17 protein-coding genes and 1 rRNA gene are annotated in these 25839 nt (G+C 67.4%); 15 read left to right on the top strand and 3 right to left on the bottom strand.

What is annotated here, in order from left to right; all coding sequences use genetic code 11:
• Window positions 1-2 precede the first annotated feature (2 nt).
• From J2Y49_RS20465 to J2Y49_RS20450, 4 genes are all read left to right on the top strand, one after another.
• Window positions 3-2345, top strand: a complete 2343-nt coding sequence (locus tag J2Y49_RS20465; RefSeq protein ID WP_310116788.1) for a polysaccharide biosynthesis tyrosine autokinase — start codon at window positions 3-5, stop codon at window positions 2343-2345.
• Between the two features lie 372 nt (window positions 2346-2717).
• Entirely contained in the window at window positions 2718-4004 is a 1287-nt protein-coding gene (locus J2Y49_RS20460; protein ID WP_310116787.1) for an endo-1,4-beta-xylanase, read from the top strand.
• Between the two features lie 168 nt (window positions 4005-4172).
• On the top strand, window positions 4173-5138 hold the full coding sequence (locus tag J2Y49_RS20455) for a class I SAM-dependent methyltransferase (protein WP_310116786.1): 966 nt from the start codon (window positions 4173-4175) through the stop codon (window positions 5136-5138).
• A 222-nt stretch (window positions 5139-5360) separates the two neighbouring features.
• Window positions 5361-7871: a cellulase family glycosylhydrolase gene (locus tag J2Y49_RS20450; protein ID WP_310116785.1), complete on the top strand. Its 2511-nt coding sequence runs from the start codon at window positions 5361-5363 to the stop codon at window positions 7869-7871.
• An 87-nt stretch (window positions 7872-7958) separates the two neighbouring features.
• Here the strand turns inward: J2Y49_RS20450 and J2Y49_RS20445 are convergent, their stop codons facing one another.
• Window positions 7959-8606, bottom strand: a complete 648-nt coding sequence (locus J2Y49_RS20445; protein WP_310116784.1) for a serine acetyltransferase — start codon at window positions 8604-8606, stop codon at window positions 7959-7961.
• Between the two features lie 32 nt (window positions 8607-8638).
• The gene (locus tag J2Y49_RS20440; RefSeq protein WP_310116782.1) at window positions 8639-10117 is read right to left on the bottom strand and encodes an oligosaccharide flippase family protein; all 1479 of its coding nucleotides are present in this window, start codon (window positions 10115-10117) and stop codon (window positions 8639-8641) included.
• An 851-nt stretch (window positions 10118-10968) separates the two neighbouring features.
• On the opposite strand from J2Y49_RS20440, the gene J2Y49_RS20435 reads away from it, so the two are divergent.
• The 11 genes from J2Y49_RS20435 to J2Y49_RS20385 all read left to right on the top strand — a co-directional run bounded on the left by J2Y49_RS20435 (window position 10969) and on the right by J2Y49_RS20385 (window position 25572).
• Window positions 10969-12420, top strand: a complete 1452-nt coding sequence (locus J2Y49_RS20435; RefSeq protein WP_310116781.1) for an exopolysaccharide biosynthesis polyprenyl glycosylphosphotransferase — start codon at window positions 10969-10971, stop codon at window positions 12418-12420.
• Between the two features lie 272 nt (window positions 12421-12692).
• On the top strand, window positions 12693-14021 hold the full coding sequence (locus J2Y49_RS20430) for an O-antigen ligase family protein (protein ID WP_310116780.1): 1329 nt from the start codon (window positions 12693-12695) through the stop codon (window positions 14019-14021).
• A gap of 89 nt (window positions 14022-14110) precedes the next feature.
• Complete coding sequence (locus J2Y49_RS20425; RefSeq protein WP_310116779.1) at window positions 14111-15142, top strand: glycosyltransferase family 2 protein; 1032 nt, start codon at window positions 14111-14113, stop codon at window positions 15140-15142.
• 23 nt (window positions 15143-15165) lie between these two features.
• Complete coding sequence (locus tag J2Y49_RS20420) at window positions 15166-16368, top strand: glycosyltransferase family 4 protein (RefSeq protein ID WP_310116778.1); 1203 nt, start codon at window positions 15166-15168, stop codon at window positions 16366-16368.
• 378 nt (window positions 16369-16746) lie between these two features.
• Complete coding sequence (locus tag J2Y49_RS20415) at window positions 16747-17916, top strand: glycosyltransferase family 4 protein (RefSeq protein WP_310116777.1); 1170 nt, start codon at window positions 16747-16749, stop codon at window positions 17914-17916.
• Window positions 17917-17987: 71 nt separating this feature from the next.
• Window positions 17988-18920 carry a polysaccharide deacetylase family protein gene (locus tag J2Y49_RS20410; RefSeq protein ID WP_310116776.1) on the top strand — a complete coding sequence of 311 codons (933 nt, stop codon included), beginning with the start codon at window positions 17988-17990 and terminating at the stop codon, window positions 18918-18920.
• 331 nt (window positions 18921-19251) lie between these two features.
• Window positions 19252-19545, top strand: coding sequence for an acyl carrier protein (locus tag J2Y49_RS20405; RefSeq protein ID WP_310116775.1), 294 nt, complete (start codon window positions 19252-19254; stop codon window positions 19543-19545).
• A 94-nt stretch (window positions 19546-19639) separates the two neighbouring features.
• The gene (locus J2Y49_RS20400) at window positions 19640-21238 is read left to right on the top strand and encodes an AMP-binding protein (protein ID WP_310116774.1); all 1599 of its coding nucleotides are present in this window, start codon (window positions 19640-19642) and stop codon (window positions 21236-21238) included.
• 118 nt (window positions 21239-21356) lie between these two features.
• On the top strand, window positions 21357-23396 hold the full coding sequence (gene asnB, locus J2Y49_RS20395; RefSeq protein WP_310116773.1) for an asparagine synthase (glutamine-hydrolyzing): 2040 nt from the start codon (window positions 21357-21359) through the stop codon (window positions 23394-23396).
• A gap of 56 nt (window positions 23397-23452) precedes the next feature.
• Window positions 23453-24469 (top strand): NAD(+) synthase, encoded by a 1017-nt coding sequence (gene nadE, locus J2Y49_RS20390; protein ID WP_310116772.1) that lies wholly within the window; start codon window positions 23453-23455, stop codon window positions 24467-24469.
• On the top strand, window positions 24466-25572 hold the full coding sequence (locus J2Y49_RS20385) for a GNAT family N-acetyltransferase (protein WP_310116771.1): 1107 nt from the start codon (window positions 24466-24468) through the stop codon (window positions 25570-25572). The genes nadE and J2Y49_RS20385 overlap by 4 nt, the downstream gene beginning before the upstream one ends.
• A gap of 172 nt (window positions 25573-25744) precedes the next feature.
• On the opposite strand, the gene J2Y49_RS20380 is transcribed toward J2Y49_RS20385, so the two are convergent.
• Window positions 25745-25839 (bottom strand): 23S ribosomal RNA (locus J2Y49_RS20380); the annotation flags it as partial.

The following is a 25839-nucleotide window of genomic DNA, read 5'->3' as shown; positions in this document are numbered from 1 at the left end:
ACGTGGAAAATCTTCCCCAGATCAATAACGGAGGCCATGGCGGCCCGCCGGCTCCGGCGTGGCCCACCCAGGTCGGCCACCATGTGCCGCGCGAGTTCGACGGCCCCGCTCCGGCCATGGGCCCCGACTTCCGGTTCATCCTGCGGGTGCTGGCGGCGCACAAGACGCTGATCGTCGTCATCGTGCTGGCGCTGACGGCCCTGTCGGCCTTCGCCGTCTCGCTGATGAAGGACAAGTACACCTCCGAAGCCCTTCTGCTGGTCGACAACCGTCAGGTCCGGGTCGTCCGGGCGGAAGACCAGGCGCTGAACGCCATCACGCCGGAAGACGGCGCGATCCTCAGCGAGATCGAAATCCTGAAGTCCACCGCCGTGCTGAGCCAGGCCGTCGCCGACCTGAAGCTGGCGACGAACCAGGAGTTCAACCCGCCGGTCCAGGCCGACGAGACGAAGCCCTTCGTCGAGCGCGCCACCGCCTGGACGCGCGAGCAGGCCCATGCCGTGTTCGGCCCCGAACTGCCGGGCGTCGTCCAGGCCGTGCTAGCCCACGGCGACGACATGACCAAGGACACCCAGCTGCGCGAGACGCGCGCCGCCGATAGCATCGACGGCGTCCTCGACCGCGTCCGCCGCAACCTGGAAGTCGGCGTCGTCGGCCGGTCGCGCGTGATCCAGGTCCGCTACACCGCCCGCGAACCGGAGATCGCCCAGAAGGTGGTGGACACCGTCGTCCGCCGCTACATGGAAACCCGCCAGCAGATGGACCGCGACCTGTCCACCAGCGCCGTCGCCTGGCTGGAAGACCGCATCGCCACCCTGCGCCGGGAAGTGGCGGAGGCGGACACCAAGGTCGACGCCGTCCGCTTCAAGGCCGGCCTGGTCAAGAACGGCACCAACGGCCTGATGGCCACCACCGAGCTTGAACAGGCCCGCCTGCGCCTTGCCGAGGCCGCGGCTCTCCGCGCCCGCGCCGTCGCCCAGGCCCAGACGCTGGAGCGCAGCTCCGGCAACGGCGGCAGCCTCGCCTCCCCGGTCGTGGCCCAGCTGCGCGCCACCGTCGCCTCCATCTCCACCGAGTTGGCCCAGCTGTCGCGCCAGTACGGTCCGAAGCACCCGCGCATCCAGGAACTGCAGGCCCGCCTGAACGAGGCCAACTCCTCGCTGCAGCAGGAGGTCCGCCACGAGATCGCTGGCGTCCGCGAGGCGGCAAACGTCGCCATCGAGCAGGAAAACGCCCTCAAGGGCATGATCGCCAAGCTGGAATCCGGCTATCAGACCATGGCCGTGGAAGCGGTGCCGCTGCGCACGCTGGAGGCCGAGGCCCAGGCCAAGCGCCAGCTGCTGGACAGCCTGCTCGGCCGTCTGGAAGAGGTGCAGGCCCAGCAGGACAACCGCGCCTTCCCGACCGCCGTCAAGCTGGTGTCGGCGCCGCAGGTCCCGCATGAGCCGTCGGGTCCGTTCCGCATGCTTCTGCTGCTGGCCGGCTTCGTCGCCTCGCTCGCCGTCGCCATCTTCATCGTCTTCGGCATCGAGCTGTTCCAGCGCCGCATCCGCACCCCGGACGCCGTCCGCCGCATCCTGGGCGTCGGCACGGTCCACATCGTCCCGCACCACTCCACCCGCGGCACCCGCGGCCGCCTGGACCAGATCTTCCAGAACCATCCCTTCTCGCTGTTCTCGGAATCGATGCGCGCCCTGTTCCGCAACCACCTGTCGGATCTGGGTCCGGTCGGCTCCATCGCCGTCACCTCGGCCCGCCCGCAGGACGGCAAGACCTCGATGAGCCTCGCCGTCGCCCAGGTCGCGGCCCAGGCCGGCCGCCGGGTCGTGGTGGTCGACACCGACTTCCGCCGCTCGCGCATCGACGGCCTGTTCAACCTGTCGGCCAAGAAGGGCCTGTCGGACTGGATCGCCGGCACCGCCACGCTCGACGAGATCGTGCACAGCAGCGACCAGGCGCCCTACGCCATGATCCCGGCCGGCCGCCTGATGCCGGAGACGCTGGACCGCTTCAACGTCGACGGCCTGATCCACCTGATGGCCGGCCTGTCGCCGCACTTCGACCTGGTGGTGTTCGACACCGCCCCGGCGCTGGCCGTGTCGGATGCCCGCATCGTCTGCGGCGCCGCCTCCAAGGTGCTGTTCGTCAGCCGCTGGGGCCACACCACGGCCAGCGACCTGCAGGCGGTCGCCGACCTGGGTCCGATCGACCACAGCAAGTTCGTCGCCGTCATGACCGACGTGAACCTGAAGAAGGCGGCGTCGCGCGGCTACCAGGGTCCCTACAACAGCTACATGGCGACCCGGAAATACTATGGCGACACCACCCTGCGGACCGCTCCGTAAGCGGCCCGTAGAGCGGGTGACCTGAAGCTCCTTCTACCCCGAGACCCTTTTCCTCCGGACGCTGCGGCGCCCGGAGGGAGGGGTCTCTTCATGACCACAGGCAATTGCATTCAACGTGTTCGCTGAGACAGCCCCTCTCCCCCTGTGGGAGAGGGGTTGGGGTGAGGGGTCGCAAACCCATTGATTCCCTCCGGCCTGCGGCCGCCGCACCCCTCTTCCCAACCCTTCTCCCTCAAGGGGAGAAGGGCATCCGAAGCGCGACGTCGCTCGATTAACCGTATGTCGTTGTCCTGCCAAGGACAGACTCGTCGTTGTCCTGCCAAGGACAGACTCAGCGACCGGCCACCGCGACCAGAGGAGACCCCCCTCCCCATGATCACGCTTCCGAAGCCCGGCCTTCCCAAATGGCGCCCCTCCCGGCGCGAGCTGCTGTGGACCGCCGCCGCCGGCGCCGTGCTGGCCAGCTGCCGCGGCGCCTCCGGCCCGACGCCGGCCGAGGCCGCCTCTTCCAAAGCCGCCACCGGGGCTGCGGAGCCGGCGGTGACGCTGCGCGACGCCTGCCGGGCGCTGGGCATCCGCCACGGCGCGGCGCGTGACCACTACATCGACCCGGACGACCCGATGCTGGATCGGCTGATGGCGCGGGAATGCGACGTCGTCACCCCCGAGAACGGCGGCAAATGGGGGCTCTTCCAGCACACCGAAGGCAATTACGACTGGCGCCGCTTCGATGCGGCGGTCGAGTTGGCGCGGTCGATCGGCGCAACGCCGAACTGGCACACGATCATCTGGCAGCATATGGGCATGCCGCCCTACATGAAGCTTCCGGCGGCCCGGCAGGCGGAGCTGGGCATTTCGGAAAGCGCCTATTTCTCGCCCGAAGGCACGTTGAGCGAGGAAAACGTCTGGCCGCGCTTCACCGGCGTGGTGGAGGCGGTGCGCCAGCGCTACGGCGACATCTTCTACCGCATCGACGTCGCAAACGAGGTCTTCTTCTGGGAGACGGAGGAAAGCCACCCGCGCCAGCAGGACCGCTACGGCTTCCGCCGCGGCATGTGGTGGGTGGCGGCAGGCGGCGCCGAGAAGGGGCCGGAATGGCTCGACCCCTTCTTCCACCATGTGCACAAGGCCTTCCCCAAGGCGAAGCTGGTGCTGAACGAGTTCGGCATCGAGATCGACGAGGGCTGGCAGCAGCGCAAGCGCGCCTATCTGCTGGACTGGCTGACCGGGGCGGTGAAGCGCGGCGTGCCGATCCACGGCATCGGTCTGCAGAGCCACCTGATCGGCGGCAAGCCCTATGACAGCGCGGGCATGCGCAAATTCCTCCGCGCGGTCGACAAGCTGGGCCTGTCCGTCCATCTGACGGAGATGGACGTCGACGAGACGCGCCTGCCCCGTTCCTGGTCGCGGGCGGAGAAGGACCGGGCGATGGCCCTGCTGGCCCGCAACTATCTGGCGGACGTGCTGGACAATGCCCGGCTGGAGGAGCTGTGCTGGTGGCACCTGCGCTCCGACCTGAATTTCATCGCCAGGGAGCATGCGGAGCTGAAGCCCCATCCCTCGCCCTATGATGCGAATTCCCGGCCGTTGCCGCTCTATGCGGCGGTGGTGGACACGTTGCAGGACAAGGCGCGGACCGGCAAGGCACGGTCGGGCTGAGCCGCCCGCGACCTGAAACGGTGCGGTGCGCAGCGGGGGTACGCCCTTCTCGGTTTCCACCCCCTCCGATAGGCCCGCGCCCCCGCCCCTTCGCGTGCGAGCGTCCGGTTGCGCTCCCGTTTAGAGTCCCTCAAAGCGTCCGGCACCCCCCTGAAGGAGAGGTCGATCGTGCAGAACACAGCCGACACATTGCCGATGGATCGCCTGCCCGCCGACCAAACGGGCGGAGACGCTCTCGTCGAGCGCTACCGGCGGAAGTTCCACCTCTCGCCGACCTATCCGCTGACGGCGGAGATGGTTCACCGGCACTGGGACCTGGAACGGCGCCTTGCCCGCGAATTGCTGGCGACCAAACCCGAAGAGCGCTGGGACGCATTCGAGCAGGCCTACACCACGCTCTACAGCAGCTGCCCCTGGCTGAACGAGGCGGAGGACGACGCCCACACCCGCGACGACGAGCTGGACTTCCGCCATTTCCTGACCCTGCTGGGCGGCCCGCAGGACGTGTACGAGGTGGGATCGGGCAAGGCGCGCCTGCTGCGCTATCTCGCCCGCCACGGCTATAGCTGCGTCGCCACCGAGGTGACGCGCGAACGCGGCGCCAGCTGGATCGAGCAGGATTCCAACATCACCTGGAAGAACAGCGACGGCGTGCATCTGGCCCGGTTCGAACCGGCCGACCGCTATGACAGCGTGATCTCCACCCATGTGGTCGAGCACATGCATCCCGAAGACGTCGTCACCCACATGACGAATGTCCGGACCATCCTGAAGCCGGGCGGGAAATACGTCCTGAGCATGCCGCACAAGTTCGCCGGCCCGGCCGACCTGTCGGAGGTGTTCGGACTGGACGAGCCGGTCTGCATGCATCTGCGCGAATACCGCTGGGGCGAGACGGCGGCGATGCTGCGCCAAGCCGGTTTCGACCGCGTCGAGGCGGTCTATGTGGTGCCGATGGCGGTGCGCCGCCGGTTGAACCTGCATTTCGCCAGCCGCGCCTATTTTGGCTATGTGCGGCTGGTTGAGGCATTTTTGGGACGCTTGCCGTTAACCCTTAATCGCAAGCTCGGAAGGGTTGGTCAGCTCTTTATGTTCCGCCCAGAGGTGTTCGTGGTGGCTCACAAACCGAAATGACCGCTTTTCGCGCACTTCTAAAGCACTGAAAAACAAAGATTCAGGGACACGATCTACCCCTTTGTTGCAGCAATGCATCGACAAAGGGGTTTTTCGTGTCCCTTTCTTTTCACAGGAGACAGTGGCATTAGAGCCGCATTTCCCTAAAATTTGAAATACCTCGTTAACCTTTTCCGGCCACTCTGAGCTCCAGAGAAAACACGGAAAAGAGGATTACTTCCAATGGCAACGAACCCCGTCGATATGACTTTCGTCGTCAATGCCTCGGGTGTGGCTGCCGGAGGAGTCTGGCCGCACTTCAAGTTCCTCGTCGACGGCGTCTCCGTCGGCCAGGCGACGGTCAATTCCACCAGCGCTGGCAAGTACAGCTTCACCACCAAGGTGGCGCCCGACGCCGCGCACAAGGTCCAGGTCGTGTATGACAACGACTGGCTGTCGACCGACAAGGCCGGCATGTACCGCGATCTGATCGTCAAGTCGATCGAAGTCAACGGCAAGACCATCGCTTCCAACAGCTCGACGGTCTCCTACGCCGCTGAGGGCCAGGGCACCCTGTCCGGCCGCGAAGTTCTGTCCTGGAGCGGCTCGCTCGACTTCAACATGTCCAAGGACGTGTTCGCCGGCGCCGCCGGGACCCCGACCATCCCCACCACGCCGACCACCCCGACCACCGGCGGCACGCCGATCGTCGTGAACGCCTACGGCAATGCGGCCGGTGGCGTGAACGCCCACTTCAAGGTTCTGGTCGACGGCAAGGTGATCGGTGAAGCCACCGCCGGCACCGCCGCGAAGGACTTCACCTTCAACGCCAATGTCAGCGCCGACGTGGCCCACAAGGTCCAGATCCAGTACGACAACGACGGCGTGGTCGGCGGCATCGACCGCAACCTGTACGTCAACAAGATCACCATCGGCGGTCACGCCGTCGCCCCGACCGACAGCATCGTGTCGATCGACAAGGGCGCGCTGGACGGCAGGGACGTCGTCGCCGGCCAGAAGGCGATGTGGTGGAACGGCACCATGGAGGTGAAGGCCGACAAGTCCTGGTTCGGCGGCACCACCACCACGCCGACCCCGTCCAACCCGTCGCAGCCGAGCCTGTCGGTCAACGACGTGTCGGTGACCGAGCCGACCGGCAGCACCTCCTCCGGCGGCATCCAGGGCTTCCTGAGCACCAAGGGCAACCAGATCGTCGACGAGGCCGGCAACACCGTCCGTCTCACCGGCATCAACTGGTTCGGCGGCGAAGGCTACAACTACGTGCCCGCCGGCCTGTGGGCCGACAGCTACCAGGGCCACCTGGAGAAGATGAAGTCGGTCGGCTTCAACACCATCCGCCTGACCATGTCGGACGAGATGTTCACCAGCTCGGCGGTGACCAACGGCATCGACTATTCGAAGAACCCGGATCTGGTCGGCCTGACCCGTCTGCAGGTCTATGACAAGGTCATCGACCATGCCGGCAAGCTCGGCATGAAGGTGATCCTCGACCACCACCGCAACGACGGCGGCGCCGGCACCAACGAGCACGGGCTGTGGTACACCAGCCGCTTCCCGGAATCGAAGGTCATCGAGAACTGGAAGATGCTGGCCAAGCACTATGCCGGCAACGAGACCGTCGTCGGCGCCGACCTGCACAACGAGCCGAGCGTCACGGCCACCTGGGGCGGCAGCGCCGCCACCGACTGGGCCTCGGCCGCCGAGCGCATCGGCAACGCCATCCAGACCGTGAACAAGGACTGGCTGCTGTTCGTCGAAGGCACGGAGTGGAGCAGCACGCTGGCCGGCGCGCAGTCCCGCCCGATCCATTTCGACACACCCAACAAGCTCGTCTACTCGCCGCATGCCTACGGCCACAGCGTCGGCAACTTCAGCTGGCTGAACGACCCGGCCTATCCGAACAACCTGCCGGCCCAGTACGACAAGATGTGGGGCTACCTGTACAAGAACGACACCGCGCCGATCCTGCTCGGCGAATGGGGTGGCCTGTTCAACAGCTCGGCCGAGCAGACCTGGGCCCGGACCATGGGCAAGTACCTGAACGGCGACTGGAACCTGGACGGCAAGAGCGACATCGCCGCCGGCGACAAGGGCATGAGCTGGACCTTCTGGGCCTGGACGCCGGAATCCGGTGACGTGGGCGGCATCCTGATGGACGACTACAAGACCATCAACCAGTCCAAGATCAACCTGATCAAGCCGGCCATGGAAGGCGCGATCTTCGACACCAACAGCGGTTCCAGCAGCCCGAGCACCGCCAACGCCACCTTCACGGTGAAGCTGTCGGCCGCCTCCAGCACCCCGGTCACGGTGGATTACGCCACGGTGGACGGGACGGCCAAGGCCGGTTCGGACTACGCCGCCACCAGCGGCAAGCTGACCTTCGCCGCCGGCGAAACCACCAAGACCGTCTCGGTCAAGGTGCTGAGCGACAGCGTGACGGAAGGCAACGAGACCTTCAGCCTGAAGATCTCCAACTCGACCGCCGCGACCATCGCCGACGCCACCGGCACCGGCACGATCACCTCGGCCGCCGCCAAGGCCGCCGCCGCGTCGCTGAGCTCGGCCGACCTGCTGGCCCACTCGCTGACCACCGCGAGCAGCACCGCCGCCGACCTGCCGACGGCGTCGGTTGCCAGCATCGACAGCTCGGTCACCGACCTGTCGCACGCCGCCTACGACACCGGCTACCACGGCATGGAGTGGCACGACCCGCTGGCGCACGCCGCCTAAGGGTCTGTCCTTCCGGACATCAGGCGTAACGGGAAAGGGCCGGCAGCCACGCTGCCGGCCCCTTCGCCGTTCCTGAAATCAGGAGCTTCAGCCCGGAACCGGCGAGGCGGCGGCGGTCGCCGCCATGGCGGACGGGCCGCCGACCGGCGCCGGATGCGGGATGTCGGGGATGGCGACCTCCGCCACCGCCTTGCCCGGATTGCCGGCGACGACGGTGCGCCGCGGCATCGGCTTGGTGACGACGGAGGACGCGGCGACGATGCACTCGTCGCCGATGGACACGCCGATCACCACCGCATGCGGACCGACCCAGACGCCGTCGCCCAGTTCCGGATAATGGGTCACCCGCCCGGTGGGAAGCAGGTCGTCCTTCTGGCCGAGCGTGACGCCGTGGAACAGGGTGACGTTGGCGCCGACGCGGGCGTTGGCGTTCACCACCAGCCCCCAGCCGTGCAGGATGCGCAGGCCGGGCCCGACCTCGGTTTCCCACGGCAGGTCCATGGCGGCGGAATGCTGGGTCCAGCGGTGCAGCAGCCGGCAGGCGGCCAGCAGCGGCTTGCGCAGCGGCCCGGCCATCCGGTCCGCCGCCTGGCAGCTGCGCAGGGTGAAGGTCACCCGGAACATGCGGTTGCCGGCCAGCAGTTTCAGCACCGCCCCAAGGCCGGAGCCGCCGCCGTAGCGGACGGCGTCCGCCGCGACGGTCTGCCGATAGGAGTAGCGGGGAGCGTCCTGCATCGCGGTGTGATCCTCCCGGGGGTCAATCATTGTCACGCTGTCTGCGGGCGGCGAAGAAACCGGCCGGCCATGCGGAACAGCATCGCACGGTCGGTCTTGCCGAAGCTCGGCCCGAACAGGGCGACGATGGCGAACAGCATGGTCAGGCCGACCTTGGCCGCGGCGTAGGTGGGGTTCACCTCGAACCCGAACAGGGCCAGCCCTGCCAGATAGGCGACGGCGCCGGGCGCCAGGATGCCCAGGATGCGGAACACGCTCAACGGCGGCTCCTTCGGGCTTAGGCGGCGGCACAGCGCCTCGGTCGAGACCAGCATCACCAGCTCGCGCCCCAGCACGCCGATGGCCCCGCCCATCAGGCCGAGCGGCCCCAGGGTGACGGCCATGATCAGCACGCCGACCGCCAGCCCGCCCAGCGAGATCGCCGGCAGCACGCCGACCTTCTTGGTCTTAACCAGCCCGACCTCGGCATGCATGCGCACGCCGTGCACCACATAGGCCAGCACCAGCAGCGGCATGCAGGGCAGCACCGTGTCGTACTCGCTGGATGCGATCAGCCACAGCACCTCCGGCGCGGTCAGCGCCATGCCCAGCGCCGCGGCCGACAGCAGGACGACGAACAGGTAGAAGACGAACTCCGACTGTTCCCGGCCGGCGGTGTTCTCCTGCGCCTCGATCCGGCTGACCGACCAGATCTGCAGGAAGGACGCGGTCAGGAACATGTAAAGCATGGTGGCGAGCCGCAGCCCGAAGGACAGCACGCCGACCGCCGCCACGCCCATCAGCAGGTTGACCAGATAGCGCATGGCGAACTGGTTGCCCATGTCCAGCATGGTCTGCGGCATGAAGGGCAGGCCCAGCACGGCCACCCGCTTCAGCAGACCGAAGGAAAATCCCAGGCCGTTCGCCACCAGGATCGCCACGGTCAGCCCGACGCCCAGCCCGACGAAGGTGATGGCATTGGCAAGGAAGATGCCGGTGACACCCAGGTCCATCCACAGCAGGAAGCTGAGGTTGAGGCCGATCAGCCCGACCGCCTTGCCGACGGAAATCAGCAGGCAGGTGCCCGACCGTTTGTGGACCCGGTAATAGGCCAGCGCCAGCTCGAACACCGCGCTGAAGGCGATGCCGGCGAAGGCGAAGGCGATGATCGGTCCCTGGTCCCGGTTGCCGAACAGCAGCTCGCTGGCGCCCCAGCCGGCCGGCAGCGCCACCGCCAACAGGGCCAGCGAGGCGGCCCACAGCCCGATCATCGTCGTGCTGACAACGCGGGACCGGCCGGGCTCGTCCGGATGTTCGAAATAGACGACGGTGAAGGCGTTGATCATTCCGATCATCAGCATGACGGCGACGATGTCGCCCACGACGCTGATCAGGGCGTAGACGCCGAACTCCGCCGGTGACAGGACCTTGGCATAGAGCGGCAGCAGAAGCAGTCCCGCGGCGCGGTTGACCACATTCGCCACCATGAACATCCAGCCATGCTTGATGATGGTGCCAGCTTCGAGAGCCATCCGGTTTCCTTCGCCCCCTGTTACCCACCGTCCCTCCCCCGCCCCGCTCGCCCCGGTCCCACTCGGGATGGGGGGCGCGGCGTCCGGTGCATCACACAGGCGCACAACGGGAATGGAGCGCGGGAAAGGACCGCGCCAAATCTCGGCGGCGGTCCGGAAAGCGTCAATTCGGCCTTGAAGCGACGACGGCACTCTTCGGTGCTAGTCACCACGGCTTCGGTCAGCGAACCCGCCAGAGGAACCGGACCTTCAGATTAGGCATTCCGGCGGACTGGCACGCTGCCTCCTACGCCCTGCAACAGGCAAGGGTGCGTTCGCGCCGCGCCTTCGCTCGGAATCGTTGACCACCCTCCATAGGGAAAGCCGGGCAGACACCCCTCCCCGCAAGTTTGGCGATTGCCCCCTTCCGCGCCACGGCGATCCAACCGGTCGAGGGAGGCCGCCGCCCATTTCTACCCACAATTCGCGGTGGGTTCAGGTGGCGACAGGGGTGCGGCACCACCTTGCCCTTACCCCGAAACGCTATCCCCCCCGGGTACAGCATCCAAAAGTATCGCCATTAATATTCGGGTGTGCGCACCCTTTGAAACTCCGGTGGTATCGCGGACGCGAAATCAACGTCCGTATGCACTGTTGCTGCCTGCGCCTCCTCATCCTAATTCGTCCTCAACGAACCGCGGATCGGCTGACAAAAATCATGAAAGAGCGATCTTTACACAAATGCGCCGCTGCGGACTTCGCGGCGCAGCAAAGTAAAGACCGGCCGTTTCCCAAGAGACGCTGATGACGAGCGACCACCCGCACGAATAGCCGTGCGGTGGCTGGCATTCCCTTCAACCACGGGACCTGCGATGAGCAAACTGGACCCAGAAGCGGTCATTGATCTGACCTCGGCAAAGAAGGCGACGTTCCCGACGATCGCCCCCGGGCTGTTGCTGGCACTCTCCGATGGCCTCGTTCTCGCCTTGGTGGGTTGGACGCTCAACCATTTCCTCGGCACCGACCCGCTGGTCGATCCGGTGGAGGCCGCCGCCTGGCAGCGGTCGCTGGTCACCGGCCTGATGCTGGTGCCGCTGGTGAAGTCGGTGTTCGGCATCTACACCCTCGGTCGTTTCGACTACATGGAACGGACGAGGCGGACCTTTCAGGCGGCCTTCCTGTGCTGCGCCGTCCTGGCCGTCCCCTTCATCGTGATGGAAGGCTTCCGCTCCTTCTTCGTGGAGGCGCTGTCGATCGCGCTGCTCGGCTTCGCCGTCACCTATGTGGCTGACCTGCTGCTGATCCAGGGGCTGCTGTCCAGCGCGCTGGACTGGCGCACGCCGGTGATGATCGTCGGCGCCGGCCCGCAGGGTGCCGCCATCGCCGAGAAGCTGCAGCGCCTGCCCTGGCTCGGCATGCGTCCGGTCGGCTTCGTCGACGACGACGACAGCCTGTGGCAGACCCGCGTCGCCGGCCTGCCGGTGATGGGTCCGGTCGAACTGCTTGCCAAATCGCCCGCCGTCGCCCGCCAGGCCACCGCCGCCATCGTCGCCGACATGGGACGCCACGGCAGCGACCTGACCGGTCTGGTGCGCACCCTGCCCTTCCGCCAGGTCTATTGCGTGCTGGGCGAGGGCAACGTCAGCGCCGTCGACGCGACCTATCACAACCTGCACGGCTCGCTGGCCCTGCGCGTCAGCGTCCGTCCGCCGACCGGCTACCTGCGCATCCGCCGCGCCATGGACATCGTGCTGTCGGCGATCCTGCTGGTCGTGGTGGCGCCGCTGATGCTGGGCCTCGCCGTCGCCATCAAGCTGGACAGCCCCGGCCCGGTGATGTTCCGCCAGAAGCGCTGGGCCGGCGGCAAGCAGACCTTCGACCTGCTGAAGTTCCGCTCCATGCATGTCGATGCCGAGGAACAACTGCAGCAGTTGCTGGAGAACGACCCGGTCGCCCGCGAAGAGTACATGACCTACCACAAGCTGACGGTCGATCCGCGCATCACCCCGCTCGGCCGCTTCCTGCGCAAGACCTCGCTCGACGAGCTGCCGCAGCTGTGGAACATCCTGATGGGCGACATGAGCCTGATCGGCCCGCGCGCCTACATGCCGAAGGAACTGCCGGAGGTGGGTGACTCCGCCACGGTGATCGGCTCCGTCCGTCCGGGCCTGACCGGCTATTGGCAGGTGTCGGGGCGCCACCGCACCACCTTCCAGGAACGCGTGTCGATGGATGTCTTCTATGTCCGCAACTGCGGCCTGCTGTTCGACTTCTTCATCCTCTGCAAGACCGCGGTGATGGTGCTGAAGGGCGACGGTTCGTAAAGCCGCCGCCCTCCCGGACCGAATGCCAGCCGGACCCCCGCGCCACCCGCGCGGGGGTCTTTTTTTCGTCAATGCCGCGCCGTTCCGGAAAATGCTTAGGGTCCATTCCCTTTTTCGGGCGGTAACGGGAGCGGGAAACGCGATTCCGGCTACCCCTTTCGGGCGCGACCTCCTTCGGTCTAATGCCACCGCCCGGCTACGAGATGGGGGGTGGCAACCGCATCTTCAGTGCTGCAAAGCCGAACCCGGAACGGCAGCCTAAGGGAAAGCCGATGAAAATCCTCGATTTTCTGGAAAAAAGCATCGCCGTCATCGGCATCATGGCCTTCGGGGGCTCGGTGCTTCCGCTGATGCTGACCGGCGGCGACCCGCTGGCCGGCGACCTGGAAGCGGCCGGGGTCACGGTCTTCTACGGCGGCATCTATGTCCTGCTGCTTGCCGCGATCGCGCTGAGGCCGGCGATCGCCTTCCAGATTCCCTTCGCCAGCCCGGCACTGACGGCGATGATCGCCTTCGCCTTCCTGACCGCATTGTGGTCCCTGTTCCCGGACGTGACGCTGCGCCGGTCGATCGCCTTCCTGTTCACCACGGTGTTCGGCATCTGGCTCGGCCTGCGGTTCCGCTTCCCCGAGATCATGCGGTTGATCGTGGTCGGGCTGTCGGTGCTGATGTTCGCCTCCTTCTTCATGATCTTCGCGATGCCGGAGATCGGGCTGGACAGCGCCCAGCATGTCGGCGCCTGGAAGGGCGTGTTCTTCCAGAAGAACGTGACCGGCCGCATGATGGTCTGGCTGATCCTGGCCCTGGTCTGGCTGGACTGGCAGAAGGAGCAGAGCCGCTGGGTCACCCGGCCGCTGATGATCCTGGCCATGCTGCTGATCGTCATGAGCCGGTCGGGCACCGGCCTGATCACCTCCATCCTGGTGTCGGTGGCGCTGCTGTCCACCACCATGCTGCGCGGCAGCATCCGCAACTTCGCCCCCACCATGGCGCTGCTGCTGGCCCTGCTGGTCATCATGGTCACGGCGGGCGCCACCTTCTGGTACGACGTGCTCTACGCTCTGGGCCGCGACCCCACCCTGACCGGACGCACGGTCCTGTGGGAGCACATCGTTCATTCGGTCGGCGAGCGTCCGCTGCAGGGCTACGGCTATGCCGCCTACTGGTTCGGCTTCAACGGTCCGGGGTCCAGCTTCACCCGCGACTGGGGCATCACGTCGGCCCACAGCGGCTGGCTGGAGCTGACGCTCGACCTCGGGCTGGTGGGCGTGGCGCTGGTGCTGGTGCTGCTCTGCCGCCTGCTGTTCCAGGGCTTCTTCGCCGCCCGCTACGGCAACAGCCGGCCCGAGGCCGCCTGGACCTTCGCCGTCGGCTGCGCCCTGCTGGCGGTGTCGGTGTCGGAGAGCGTGTTCGCCGAGCGCCATTCCATGAATTGGGTGATCGCCACCATCGCCGTGGTCCGTCTGGTTCAGCAGAGCCGTTGGCAGCGGCTGCTGAACGACCGCGCCGCGGAACAGGCCCGACTGCACCGGCATGCCCCGGCCGGGATGAACCCGTCGGGCATGGGGCCGGCCTACGCCACCCAGAGCCGGGGACTCTAGCCGCCGCATCCGCCCTTCGAACATCCGGCCTGCACAAGGCCCAAGTCACCAGCGACCTTTCCCATTTTCCTTCGACCGAAGGCAGACCCATGAGCCAGAACAACGAGCCGGCAAGCTTCAACCGTCCGGCAACCGGCAAGCAAGGCGCCGGCAAGCAAGGGGCCGGCGAACAGGCGGCCAACGACGAGGCGGCGCCCAACGAGCAGGTCACCGTCGTGATCCCCACGCGCAACCGTCCGGACATGGTGATGCGGGCGGTGCGCAGCGCGCTCGACCAGACCTACCGCGATCTGGACGTGATCGTGGTGATCGACGGCCCCGATCCTGCCACCGCCTCCCATCTGGCGACATTGGCCGATCCGCGGCTGACCGTGATGGAACTCGAGACGAACCACGGCGCGGCGGAGGCCCGCAACATCGGCGTGCGCAGCGCGCGGGGCGACTGGATCGCCTTCCTCGACGACGACGACCATTGGATGCCCGAGAAGGTGGAACTGCAGATGGCGGCCCGCCCGGCCGACGTCCGCTTCCCCATCATCAGCTGCCGCTGTCAGGTGGTGACCGCCCGCGGCACCTTCGCTTGGCCGCGCCGGCTGTCGACGCCGGCCGACGCCATCGGCGACTACCTGTTCGTCCGCCGCGGGCTGTTCAAGGGCGAGACCTTCGCCCCCACCACGACCCTGCTGACGCCCAAGGCGCTGCTGCTGCGCAACCCCGTTCCCAAGTCCCGCTTCGACGATTGGGAATGGCTGATCACCTGCGGCCGGATCGACGGCGTGGCGCTGATCCATATCCCGGACGTGATGGCCGTCCATTACACCGAGGAGAACAACCGGGTCACGCTGTCGACCTGCCACAACATCAACCACGCGCTGGAATGGGCGGAGGAGATGCGCAACCACCTCTCCCCGCGCGCATACGCCAGCCTTCTCCTCCAGGCAACCGGCGGCGAGCAGGCGGCCCGCACCGCAGGCACCCGCTGGCGGATCCTGAATTCCGCCTTACGCGACGGGCAGCCGACGCCGATGGCACTCGCCACCTTCACCATGCACTCGCTGATGCCCGTCGGACTGCGACGCCGGCTGCGCCAAGCCCTGTTCTCCGCGTCCGACGCTGCCTGAGCCGGAAAAGGACCCTGACGCCTATGGACAGCATCAACGACAGCCGTGCCCCCAGCCGCCAGCCGGAAACGGCCAAGCGCACCGTGGTCGTCTTCGCGACGCCGGGTGCGCTCGACGGCGGCGGCGGCATTGGCCGCATGACGGGCTATGTGGTCGACCAGTTCGACAAGACGGGGACGACCCAATCGATCATCCTCGATACCCGCGGCACCGGGAGCGTTCTGCTGTCGCCCTTCTACCTCGGCTTAACCCTGGCGCGGATGGCATGGATCCTGGCCCGCCGCCGGGCGTCGGTCGTTCACATCAACGTGTCGGAGCGCGGCAGCTTCCTGCGCAAGGCGGCGGTGCAGGCCGTGGCCGGGGCGCTGTCCTGCCCGACCGTCGTCCACCTGCACGGCGCGTCCTTCGTCGAATATTTCGAAGGCGGCGTCTTCGCCCGCGCGATCAGCCGCTGGCTGTTCAACCGCTGCGGCCGGGTCGTCGTGCTGGGCGACAATTGGCGGGACTATCTGGTCCAGTCGGTCCGCACCGATCCCCGCAAGATCCGGGTGCTCTACAACGCCGTGCCCGACGTCGGCGCCGATCTCGGCACCCGTCCGCCGCCGGAACCGGGGGCCGTCCTGTCCCTGCTGGTGCTGGCCAACCTGTCGGAACGCAAGGGCATCGGTACCCTGCTGCGCGCCTGCGCCCTGCTGAAGGAGCGCGGCCAGCCCTTCCGGGTCACCATCGGCGGCGGCGGCGACGTGGACGGCTACCGCGCCATGGCCGCGGAATTGGGAGTGGCGGAGGAGTGCAGCTTCCTCGGCTGGATCGGCCGGGAGGAGGCGCACGCCCACATCCGCTCCCACGACATGCTTCTGCTGCCCTCGACCCATGAAGGCCTGCCGATGGTGATCCTTGAGGCGCTGTCGGCACAGCTGCCGGTGATCACCACCCCGGTCGGCTCGATCCCGGAGGTGCTGGCCGATGGCGAGACCGCGCGGATCATCCCGGTCAACGACGCCGCCGCCCTGGCCGGCGCGATCATGGAGGTCGGCAGCGACTCGGCGCTCTACAGCCGCCTGGCGGAGCAGGGGCGCCGGCTTTTCCTGAAGCAGTTCGTGATCGACGCCTACGCCAAGTCCCTTTTGGCCATCTACCAGGAGCTGGACCGCAGCGGAACCGAGCTGTCGGGGGAGCTGGACAAGCTGGCCGGGTCGGCCGCCGCGGCCTCCAAACGGAGGTGACGGCGACCCGCCGCCGGTTCGATGATCGGGTTAGGAAACAATCAGGAAGCGTATAACCGGAATGGAGATTGAACATGCACAGGTTGGGTAACCATACCGGCAGGCCAACCCGTTCGGTCGCTCCACAGCGTGCGGGTGCGGCATCGCGTAAACTTGCACCTGCACGTCGCCCGGCCCCCGGCCGCGGAACGTTCCAACCGGCGGCAGCCGACCGGCCGCACCACTGTTTGCAGTCCCCCGGCGCCTGACCGACAGGCAAAAGGGATAGAGGCCGAAAACAAAACAAGCCCGCCGCTGCCGTCGAAGGACGGGCGTCAAACGGCTAAATGCCGGGACGCGAAAGAGGAAAGGCGGGCCGGGAAAGGATCAGGAGTGGACATGATTTACATCGTCTCCCCCGGCGGCACCCAGGAGAAAGGCGGAATGGGCCGTGTGGTCGACAACTTCACCACCGATCTCCGGCAGAACTGCCCGGACGTGAAGTTCGAAGTGGTCGACAGCTACGGTCCGGGCAAATTCCACCTGATGCCCCTCTACTTCGCACGGGCCACCGCCCGCCTCGCCGGCTGCTTCGTCGCCGGAAAAGCCGACCTCGTCCACATCCACATGGCGGAATATGGCAGCGTCCTGCGCAAGGGCATCCTGATCGCCATGGCCCGCGCCTTCGGCGTGCCGGTCGTCCTGCACCTGCATGGCGGGCGTTTCCCGAAGCACTTCAAGGACTCTAGCCTGGTCATGCGCTGGGCGATCCGCCGCATGATGGCGATGACCAGCGAGATCGTCGTGCTGGGCGAATTCTGGCGCGACTGGGTCGCCGAGGCCTTCGGGCCGGAAGCGCGCCAGCGCACCACCCTGCTGCACAACGCCGTTCCCGGCCCGGCGAAGCCCCCCGTCCGCGACGATGCGGAGGACGGCTTCGCCGGTCCCGTGCGCCTGCTGTTCCTCGGCCGGCTGATCAAGCTGAAGGGCATCGACGTCCTGCTGAACGCACTGGCGTCCCCCGCCTGCCGCGACCGCAATTGGCAGGTCACAATCGCCGGCGACGGCGACCTGGAGACCTACCGCAGCCTCGCGACGGAGCTGGGCATCGCCGACCGCGTGACCTTCACCGGCTGGCTTGATCAGACCGGCTGCCGGCGCGAACTGGCCAACGCCCATGTCCTGGTCCAGCCCTCGATGTTCGAAGGCCTGCCGATGTCGGTGCTGGAGGCGATGGCGGAAGGCCTGACCATCGTCGCCACCCCGGTCGGCAGCGTGCCCGACGCCATCGCCGACGGCGAGACCGGGCTGCTGGTGCCGCCGGGCGACGTCGCCGCGCTGGCCGACACGCTGTCGCGGGTGATCGACGACCGCACCCTGCGCCGCAACCTCGGCGCCGGGGCCCGCGCCCGGTGGGAACGCCAGTTCGACGTCGCGGTGTTCCGCGAACGGCTGCTGGAGATCTACCGCCGCAACGCCCGCGGCAGCCTGAGCACGACACCCGCCGTCCCTGCCGGGCCTGTGCCGGCCTCCGGGCCGACCGGCCACTCCAAGAGCACGACCGGCTGAAGCGACGAGACCAGCCCTACCCCCGGTCCCGGCACGGACCGGGGGCATCGACAAGAAGGAGGGTAAGCACCATGAAGAACGCCATCGCCAATCTGGTGCGCTGGTCGGGGTTCGGTGCGATGCAGCGGTTCCTGAAGGCGCGCCACGGCGTCACCATCGTCGTCTACCACGACCCGACTCCGGAAGTGCTGCGCGAGCATATGCGGTGGTATTCGAAGCACTATGGCTTCACCACCCTGGACGCGGTGGCGACCGCGATGGAAACCGGCCGGTGGGACAAGCTGCCCGCCTATCCGCTGGTGATCACCTTCGACGACGGTCATCGGAACAACACGGAACTGGCGCCGGTGTTCCGCGAATTCGACCTGCGTCCGACGATCTATCTCTGCAGCCAGATCGTCGGCACCGCCCGCCCCTATTGGTGGAAGACCCCCGCCGCCGACGGCATCGGGGTGGAACGGCTGAAGCGGGTCGCCGATCCCGAACGCCGCCGCCTGCTGGCCGAGGCCGGCAACGATCCCGACCGCGACGGCGCCGACCGCCAGGCGATGACCTGGGACGAGATCGCGCGGATGACCGACGTCGCCGATTACGGCGCCCACACCCGCACCCACCCCATCCTGCTGCAATGCGACGACGGCCGCTGCGCCGACGAGATCGCGCTGTGCCGCACCGAGTTGGAAGAGGCGCTGGGCCGGCCCTGCCGTCACTTCGCCTTCCCCAACGGCGATTTCAGCGACCGCGAGGTCGAGGAGATCCGCCGCGCCGGCTACCGCACGGCGCGCACCATCGATCCCGGCTGGAACGACGCCTCCACAGATCCCCTGCGGCTGAAGGCCTTCCCGGTGTCCGATGACGCGACGGTGGAATGGCTCAGTGTGCAGCTGACCGGCATCCCGGCATGGCTGCGCAAGCGCAAGGGCGGCACCGGCGGCGCAGAGGCCGGAGAGGTCATGTCCGGATGGTCGGGGTCGATGGCGAAGCCCAAGTCTGCAGGCGTATGACCGCCAATTACTTTCGCACGCCAAAGGTCAGGACACCGTCATCTAGCCCTATAACCAGACAACAGAGTGGCTAACCACAGACTTCAAGGCACTCCTATCCTTTGATCCCTCGCAAAGCAGCGCGATCGTCACAATAAAATTGCATATCACGCCGATGCGAAATCGAAGGCCGGAACGACGAAAGGACAGCAGGCAGGGGGTCAGCCGGAACCCGCCCCCGGACAGTCCCGACGAAGCCCCAGGACCCGGTTTCGACCGAACCCTCTTTCCGACAGAACCCCTTTTGCGACGCAACCCAAGTCGACCGAACCCAGCAGGAGTTTTCAGAGACATGCGGACCGCCACCCTGACCGACACGACCCTGACCGCTCCCGCCCTGCCGGAAATCCGCGCGTTCATCGTGGAGAACTTCCTGCTCGGCAAGGACTCCGGCTTCGACAACAGCGAATCCCTGCTGGAGTCGGGGATCATCGACAGCACGGGCATCATGCACGTCGTCGCCTTCCTGGAAGAGCGCTTCGGCATCGCCGTCGATGACGACGACATGATCGCCGACAACCTGGAATCCGTGGACCGCATCGCCGCCTTCGTCGGCCGCAAGCAGCAACTCCGCAACGCCGCCTGATCCCGCGGGAACGACGGCGGAAGCGGCCCAAGACGGACATGGCCGAGACGGGCGCGGCCAAGAAGACGGGCAAAGGCAAGAAGGACATCCTCCCATGGCCCATCTGGTTCACCAGCTCCTCACCGACACGGCCCGGCGCGATCCCGACCGCACCGCGCTGATCGCCGGGGATGCCCGCCGCAGCTTCGCCGAGCTGGATCGTGAAAGCGACGCCGTCGCCTGCGCGCTCCAGTCGGCGGGGATCGCCCGCGGCGACCGCGTCGCGGTGATGCTGGAGAACTCCATCGAGTATGTCGCCGGCCTGTTCGCCACCCTCAAGGCCGGCGGCGTCTTCGTCCCCGTCAATCCGTCCACCAAGGCCGACAAGCTGACCTACCTGCTGGCCGATGCCGGCGTCCGGGTCCTGATCGCCCCGGCGGCGCTGGCCCGGCAGGTCCTGCCGGCGCTGGAGGCGGTGGAAACTCCGCCGGCCGTCCTGTGGGTCGGGGCCGGTCTTCCGGCCGGTGCGGCGGGGCTCCTCTACGCCGACGCGCTGGCGGCCCCGCAACGGCAGCCGATCGATCCCGGTCTGATCGACCAGGATCTGGCGGCGATCATGTACACCTCCGGCACCACCGGGCGACCGAAGGGCGTGATGCTGACCCACGCCAACTACGTCAACACCAGCTGGGCGATCTCCACATATCTGGAGAACACGCCCGACGACGTGGTCATGTGCGTCCTGCCGCTGACCTTCGGCTATGGCCTGTCCCAGGTGATGACCGGCGTCCGCGTCGGCTTCACCCTGGTGCTGGAGCGTTCCTTCGCCTTCCCGATGGAAACGCTGAAGCGCATGGTCCAGCATCGGGTCACCGGCCTGCCCGGCGTGCCGACGGTCTTCTCCACCCTGCTGGGGCTGGACGCGGCGAAGACCGCCGATCTCGGCAGCCTGCGCTATCTGACCAACGCCGCCGCTCCGCTGCCGGCCGCCCATCTCCGCCGTCTGCGCGAGCGGTTCCCGCAAGCCGTCTTCCATTCCATGTACGGCATGACGGAGTGCTGCACCCGCATCAGCACGCTGAGCCCCGCCGAACTGGACGCGAAGCCGGCCTCCGTCGGCCGCGCCATCCCCAACTGCGAGGCCTTCGTCGCCGACGAGGAGGGCAACCGCCTTCCCCCCGGCCAGGTGGGCGAGCTGGTGGTGCGCGGCGCCAACGTGATGCGCGGCTACTGGAACCGGCCGGAGGAGACCGCCCGCCGCCTGCGCCGCGGTCTCCAGGGCGAGACGCTGCTGTTCACCGGCGACCTCTTCACCCAGGACGCCGAAGGTCACCTCTACTTCGTCAGCCGCAAGGACGACGTGTTCAAGTGCCGCGGCGAGAAGATCAGCCCCCGGGAAGTCGAGAACGCACTGTACGAGTTGGACGGCGTTCTGGAGGCCTGCGTGATCGGCGTCCCCGACGATGCCGACGGCTTGGCGGTCAAGGCCTTCCTCGTCCCGCGCGACGGTGCGGCCCTGTCGGAAGCGGCGATCCGGCAGCACTGCCGCGGCCGACTGGAAAGCCACCTCGTGCCGAAATTCATCGAGTTCCGGGACAGCCTGCCGAAGACCGACTCCGGCAAGATCAGGCGGGCGGAGCTGATGGGGGAAATGCGGGCGGAGCCCCCCACCCTAACCCTCCCCCGCTGGGCGGGGGAGGGGACAGGCGCCTGATCGATAAAGCAGCGGCAGTCCCTCCCCCGCCCAGCGGGGGAGGCTAGGTGGGGGTCTAACCTCCCCTACACAGAACACCACCACGAACAACACCCACCCCAGGACAGAGAGCACGCTCATGTGTGGTGTCGCCGGAGTTCTCGCAGGATCGCATGCCGAACCGCCCGGTCTGGACGAGCTGAAGCGCATGATCGCCATGCTGGGCCACCGCGGTCCGGACGGCTACGGCTTCTATCGTGACGACCGGATCGGGCTTGCCCATGCGCGGCTCAGCATCGTCGGCCTCGCCGGCGGCTTCCAGCCGATCCACAACGAGGACCGCACCCTCTGGATCAGCTTCAACGGCGAGATCTTCAACCACGTCGAACTGCGGCGGGATCTGGAGGCGCGCGGCCACCGCTTCTACACCCGGACCGACACCGAGGTGATCGTCCATGCCTTCGAGGAATACGGCCCCGCCACCTGGGCCAAACTGAACGGCCAGTTCGCAATCTGCCTGTGGGACACCAAGCGGCGCGAGCTGTGGCTGGTCCGCGACCGGCTGGGCATCCTGCCGCTGTTCTATGCCCGGCGCGGCGATCATCTGGTCTTCGCGTCGGAGGCCAAGGCCCTGTTCGGCGGCGGCCGGGTGACGCCCGCCTTCGACCCGGCCCGTCTCGCCCAGGTCTTCACCCATTGGAGCACCGCGCCGCATGGCAGCGTGTTCGCCGGTGTGGAGAGCGTGCCGGCGGCCACCGCCATCCGCGTCGACTCCACGCTCGCCCTGCATGTCGACCGCTACTGGCAGCCCGACTTCGCCACCGATCCGTCGCTCGCCAAACTGTCGCTGGACGAGGCGGCCGACCGGCTGGAGGAGAAGCTGCTCGACGCCATCCGCCTGCGGCTGCGCGCCGATGTGCCGGTCGGCGTCTATATCAGCGGCGGGCTCGACAGCTCGGTGATCGCCGCGCTGGCCCGGAAGCTCGACACCACCCACATGCACAGCTTCGGCGTCCGCTTCACCGATGCCGGCTTCGACGAGACGCCACAGCAGCGGCTGGTCGCCGGCCATGTCGGGACCGAGCATCACGACATCCTCTGCAGCCCGCAGGACATCCAGGCCGCTCTGCCCGACGTCATCCGCCATGGCGAGACGCCGCTGGTCCGCACCGCCCCCGCCCCGCTCTTCCTGCTGTCGCGTCTGGTGCGCGAGAGCGGCATCCGCGTGGTGCTGTCCGGCGAGGGCGCCGACGAGTGGCTGGCCGGCTACGACATCTTCAAGGAAGACAAGGTCCGCCGCTTCTGGGCGCGACAGCCCGACAGCAAGGCGCGGCCGAAGCTGCTGGGCCGCATCCACCCCTTCGCCGCCGTCAACGGCCAGAAGGACAGCCCGCTGTGGCAGGCCTTCTTCAAGCGCGGGATGATGGATACGGAGGAGACCTTCTACGCCCACCGCACCCGCTGGCGGAACACCGCCTGGTCGCAGCGCCTGCTGTCCGCCGACGTCCAGGCCGCAGCCGACGATGCCGCTTTCGAGGCGCATGTGGCGGCCCATCTGCCGGACGGCTGGTCGCGCTGGTCGCCGCTCGCCCGCAGCCAGTGGGCGGAGATATCCTCCTTCATGACGCCCTATTTGCTTTCGGCCCAGGGCGACCGCGTCGCCATGGCCAACAGCATCGAGGTCCGCTATCCCTTCCTCGACCCGGCGGTGGACGACCTCTGCGCCGCTCTACCGGACCGGGTCAAGATGCTGGGGCTGCGCGACAAGCTGGCCCTGCGCCGGCTGGCCGCCCGTCACCTGCCGGCCGAGATCTTCCAGCGGCCGAAGCGCCCCTACCGCGCCCCGATGACCACCGCCCTGTTCGGCGACGGCGCTCCGGACTATGTCCGCGACCTGCTGTCGCCGGACGCGCTCGCCCGCTACGGCCTGACCGATGCCGACGCCGTCTCCGCACTGGCCGACAAGGCCCACCGCCAGAACGGCCGCATGGCCGGCGAACGGGAGGAGATGGCCCTGGTCGGCACGCTGACCCTGCAGATGCTGGCGCATTACGTCCATGACGAGCTTCCCCAGCGCATCCGCGACCTGCGCGATGCCCTGGATCGTGCCGAAATCCACGTGCTGGAGGATCGGGCCGGCGACGCCCGGACCGCCACGCTTCAGCCTACCGCGGCCTGACCGCCGCGATACATTTCTGACCGACGATGCATCAACCCCCATCGGGAACCGTGACCATGCTGAACGCCCTGTCCTCGCCCCTCGCTCAGTTCGACTCCAAGGCCCTCGATCTGGATTGCGCGGCCGCGGCGCGTGAGATCGAAGACGCCATCCAACGCATCGTCGCCCAGGATCTGCGCCGCCAGGGCATCGTGCTCGGCGTGTCCGGCGGGATCGACAGCTCGGTCTGCGCCACGCTCGCCGTCCGCGCCCTGGGGCCGGAGCGCGTGCTGTGCATCTTGATGCCGGAGAAGGAAAACTCGCCGAAGAGCACCCGTCTCGGCACCCTGCTCTGCGAGCATCTCGGCGTCACCCCGGTGATGGAGAACATCACAGGTCCATTGGAGGCTCTCGGCTGCTACGAGCGGCGCGACAACGCCATCCGCCGGCTGTTCCCGGAATTCGGTCCGGGCTGGAAGCAGAAGATCGGTCTGGCCGGCAACCTGCTGGACGCCGACCGTGTCAACTACTTCACCCTGACCGTCGAATCGCCGGACGGCGAGCGCCAGACCAGCCGCATGCCGGTCGATGTCTATCTCGACGTCGTTGCCGCCACCAACCTGAAGCAGCGCATCCGCAAGACGGTCGAATATACCCACGCCGACCGCCTGAACTACGCCGTGCTCGGCACGCCGAACCGGCTGGAGTATGAACTGGGCTTCTTCGTGCGCGGCGGCGACGGTCTGGCCGACCTGAAGCCGATCGCCCACCTCTACAAGTCCCAGGTCTACCAGATGGCGGCCTATCTCGGCCTGCCGGCGGAAATCCAGGCCCAGTCGCCCAGCACCGACACCTACACGCTGCCGCAGTCGCAGGAGGAGTTCTACTACGCCCTGCCCTACGACAAGCTCGACCTGGCGCTCTGCGCCTACGGTCGCGGCGCCACGGAAGAGGAAGCGGCGGCGGCCCTCGATCTGACGGTGCAGCAGGTCCGCCGGGTCTACAAGGACATCACCGCGAAGCGCCGGACCTCCGCCCGCATCCTGCGCGATGCCCATCTGGTGCAGCCGGTGTCCGTCGGGGATGAGGCATGAGCGTCATCGACTGGAAACAGCGTGGCGTCGGACGGTACGAGCCGGATGACCGTGCCGCCCTCGACGCGTTCCAGCGGGCGCATTTCGGCGCCGAGGCCATCCAGCTGTGTCCCGACCACTTCCACTGGCTGTTCGAAGAGCCGCCGGAACGGGAGCATGAGGGACCGCAGCTCTGGCTGTGCAAGCGCAACGGCGCCGTCGTCGGCCAGCAGGGCGGCATTCCGTTCGCCCTGAAGGTCGGCGACCGCAACCGCCGGGCCTCCTGGGCGATCGACCTGATGGTTGCCCCGGAATGGCGCCTGCGCGGCGTCGGTCCCGCCCTGTCGGAAACCCATTCCAGCGCCAGCGACCTCGCGGTGTCGCTGTCGATGACGGAGGCCGCCTACAAGTCCTACAAGCGTGCGGGGTGGCTCGACCTCGGCAATGTGCCGACCTATCTGCGTGTGATCGATCCGTTGCGCTGCCTGCGCGTCAGTCCCTATGGCGGCGGACTGGCCAAGCTGGTCGCGCGGATCGGCAAACCGGCGCTCGCCACCGCCTCGATGGGCTACGGGCTGTCGGCCAAGCTGCTCGGCGCCAAGCTGGTGGAGATCGACCGCTTCGACTACCGGGTCGACGATCTGTGGGAGGCCGCCTCGCCGCAGCATCCCGTGATCGCCCGGCGCGACTGGGCCTTCCTGAACTGGCGCTTCGACACCACGCCGCAGGCCGACCGCTTCCGCCGCTTCTATGTCATGCGCGGCGAGACCGTGCTGGCCTATGTCGTGCTGCGCGTCGATCATTGGAAGGGGGAGCCGGTCGGGGTGATCTGCGACTATCTGGCCCGGCCGGGCTGGCTGGTGGCCGCATTCTCGCTGATGACCGAACTCGCACGCCGGCAGGGGATGGTCGCGCTGATGTGCCGGACGCTGAACGCCCAGGCGGCGCGGCCGCTGTCGATGATGGGCTTCCTGTGCCTGAAGAACGGCCTGCACACGCCGACCCGCATGATGGTGCGGCCGGCGCTGGACCAGCCGGAGCTTGCCGGGCCGACCGGCGATCCGAAGAACTGGTTCGTCACCGTCGCCGACAGCGATATGGGGTTCAAGGGCCTGGGCGAGTAGAGGAAGCCGGAAACTCACTTGCAGTGTCACTTGCAGTGCCAAACGCGAAAAGGCCGCCTTCCCACAAGGGAGGCGGCCTTTTCGCTGTTCGCGATAAAATCGAGTTTCAAGTGACGGGATGCGTCTTCGATGACGTCCATAGAGCGGCTTACCGCTGTGCATGGCGCTCGGTGAGATCAAGCCGATCGAGCGATTAGTAAGGCTTAGCTTCAAGCATTGCTGCCCGTCCACATGCCTCCTATCGACGTGATGGTCTGTCACGGCTCT

This window comes from Azospirillum sp. BE72 (assembly GCF_031455875.1).
Lineage (GTDB): Bacteria > Pseudomonadota > Alphaproteobacteria > Azospirillales > Azospirillaceae > Azospirillum.
This window is presented reverse-complemented; position numbering and strand designations above follow the sequence as displayed.

Excerpts from the sequence above, each read along its gene's own strand:
- J2Y49_RS20460 (WP_310116787.1), top strand. The coding sequence starts at position 2,718 with ATGATCACGCTTCCGAAGCCCGGCCTTCCCAAATGGCGCCCCTCCCGG.
- J2Y49_RS20440 (WP_310116782.1), bottom strand. The coding sequence starts at position 10,117 with ATGGCTCTCGAAGCTGGCACCATCATCAAGCATGGCTGGATGTTCATG.
- J2Y49_RS20420 (WP_310116778.1), top strand. The coding sequence starts at position 15,166 with ATGGACAGCATCAACGACAGCCGTGCCCCCAGCCGCCAGCCGGAAACG.
- J2Y49_RS20435 (WP_310116781.1), top strand. The coding sequence starts at position 10,969 with ATGAGCAAACTGGACCCAGAAGCGGTCATTGATCTGACCTCGGCAAAG.
- J2Y49_RS20425 (WP_310116779.1), top strand. The coding sequence starts at position 14,111 with ATGAGCCAGAACAACGAGCCGGCAAGCTTCAACCGTCCGGCAACCGGC.
- J2Y49_RS20450 (WP_310116785.1), top strand. The coding sequence starts at position 5,361 with ATGGCAACGAACCCCGTCGATATGACTTTCGTCGTCAATGCCTCGGGT.
- J2Y49_RS20400 (WP_310116774.1), top strand. The coding sequence starts at position 19,640 with ATGGCCCATCTGGTTCACCAGCTCCTCACCGACACGGCCCGGCGCGAT.
- asnB (WP_310116773.1), top strand. The coding sequence starts at position 21,357 with ATGTGTGGTGTCGCCGGAGTTCTCGCAGGATCGCATGCCGAACCGCCC.
- J2Y49_RS20445 (WP_310116784.1), bottom strand. The coding sequence starts at position 8,606 with ATGCAGGACGCTCCCCGCTACTCCTATCGGCAGACCGTCGCGGCGGAC.
- J2Y49_RS20430 (WP_310116780.1), top strand. The coding sequence starts at position 12,693 with ATGAAAATCCTCGATTTTCTGGAAAAAAGCATCGCCGTCATCGGCATC.
- J2Y49_RS20385 (WP_310116771.1), top strand. The coding sequence starts at position 24,466 with ATGAGCGTCATCGACTGGAAACAGCGTGGCGTCGGACGGTACGAGCCG.
- J2Y49_RS20410 (WP_310116776.1), top strand. The coding sequence starts at position 17,988 with ATGAAGAACGCCATCGCCAATCTGGTGCGCTGGTCGGGGTTCGGTGCG.
- nadE (WP_310116772.1), top strand. The coding sequence starts at position 23,453 with ATGCTGAACGCCCTGTCCTCGCCCCTCGCTCAGTTCGACTCCAAGGCC.
- J2Y49_RS20405 (WP_310116775.1), top strand. The coding sequence starts at position 19,252 with ATGCGGACCGCCACCCTGACCGACACGACCCTGACCGCTCCCGCCCTG.
- J2Y49_RS20415 (WP_310116777.1), top strand. The coding sequence starts at position 16,747 with ATGATTTACATCGTCTCCCCCGGCGGCACCCAGGAGAAAGGCGGAATG.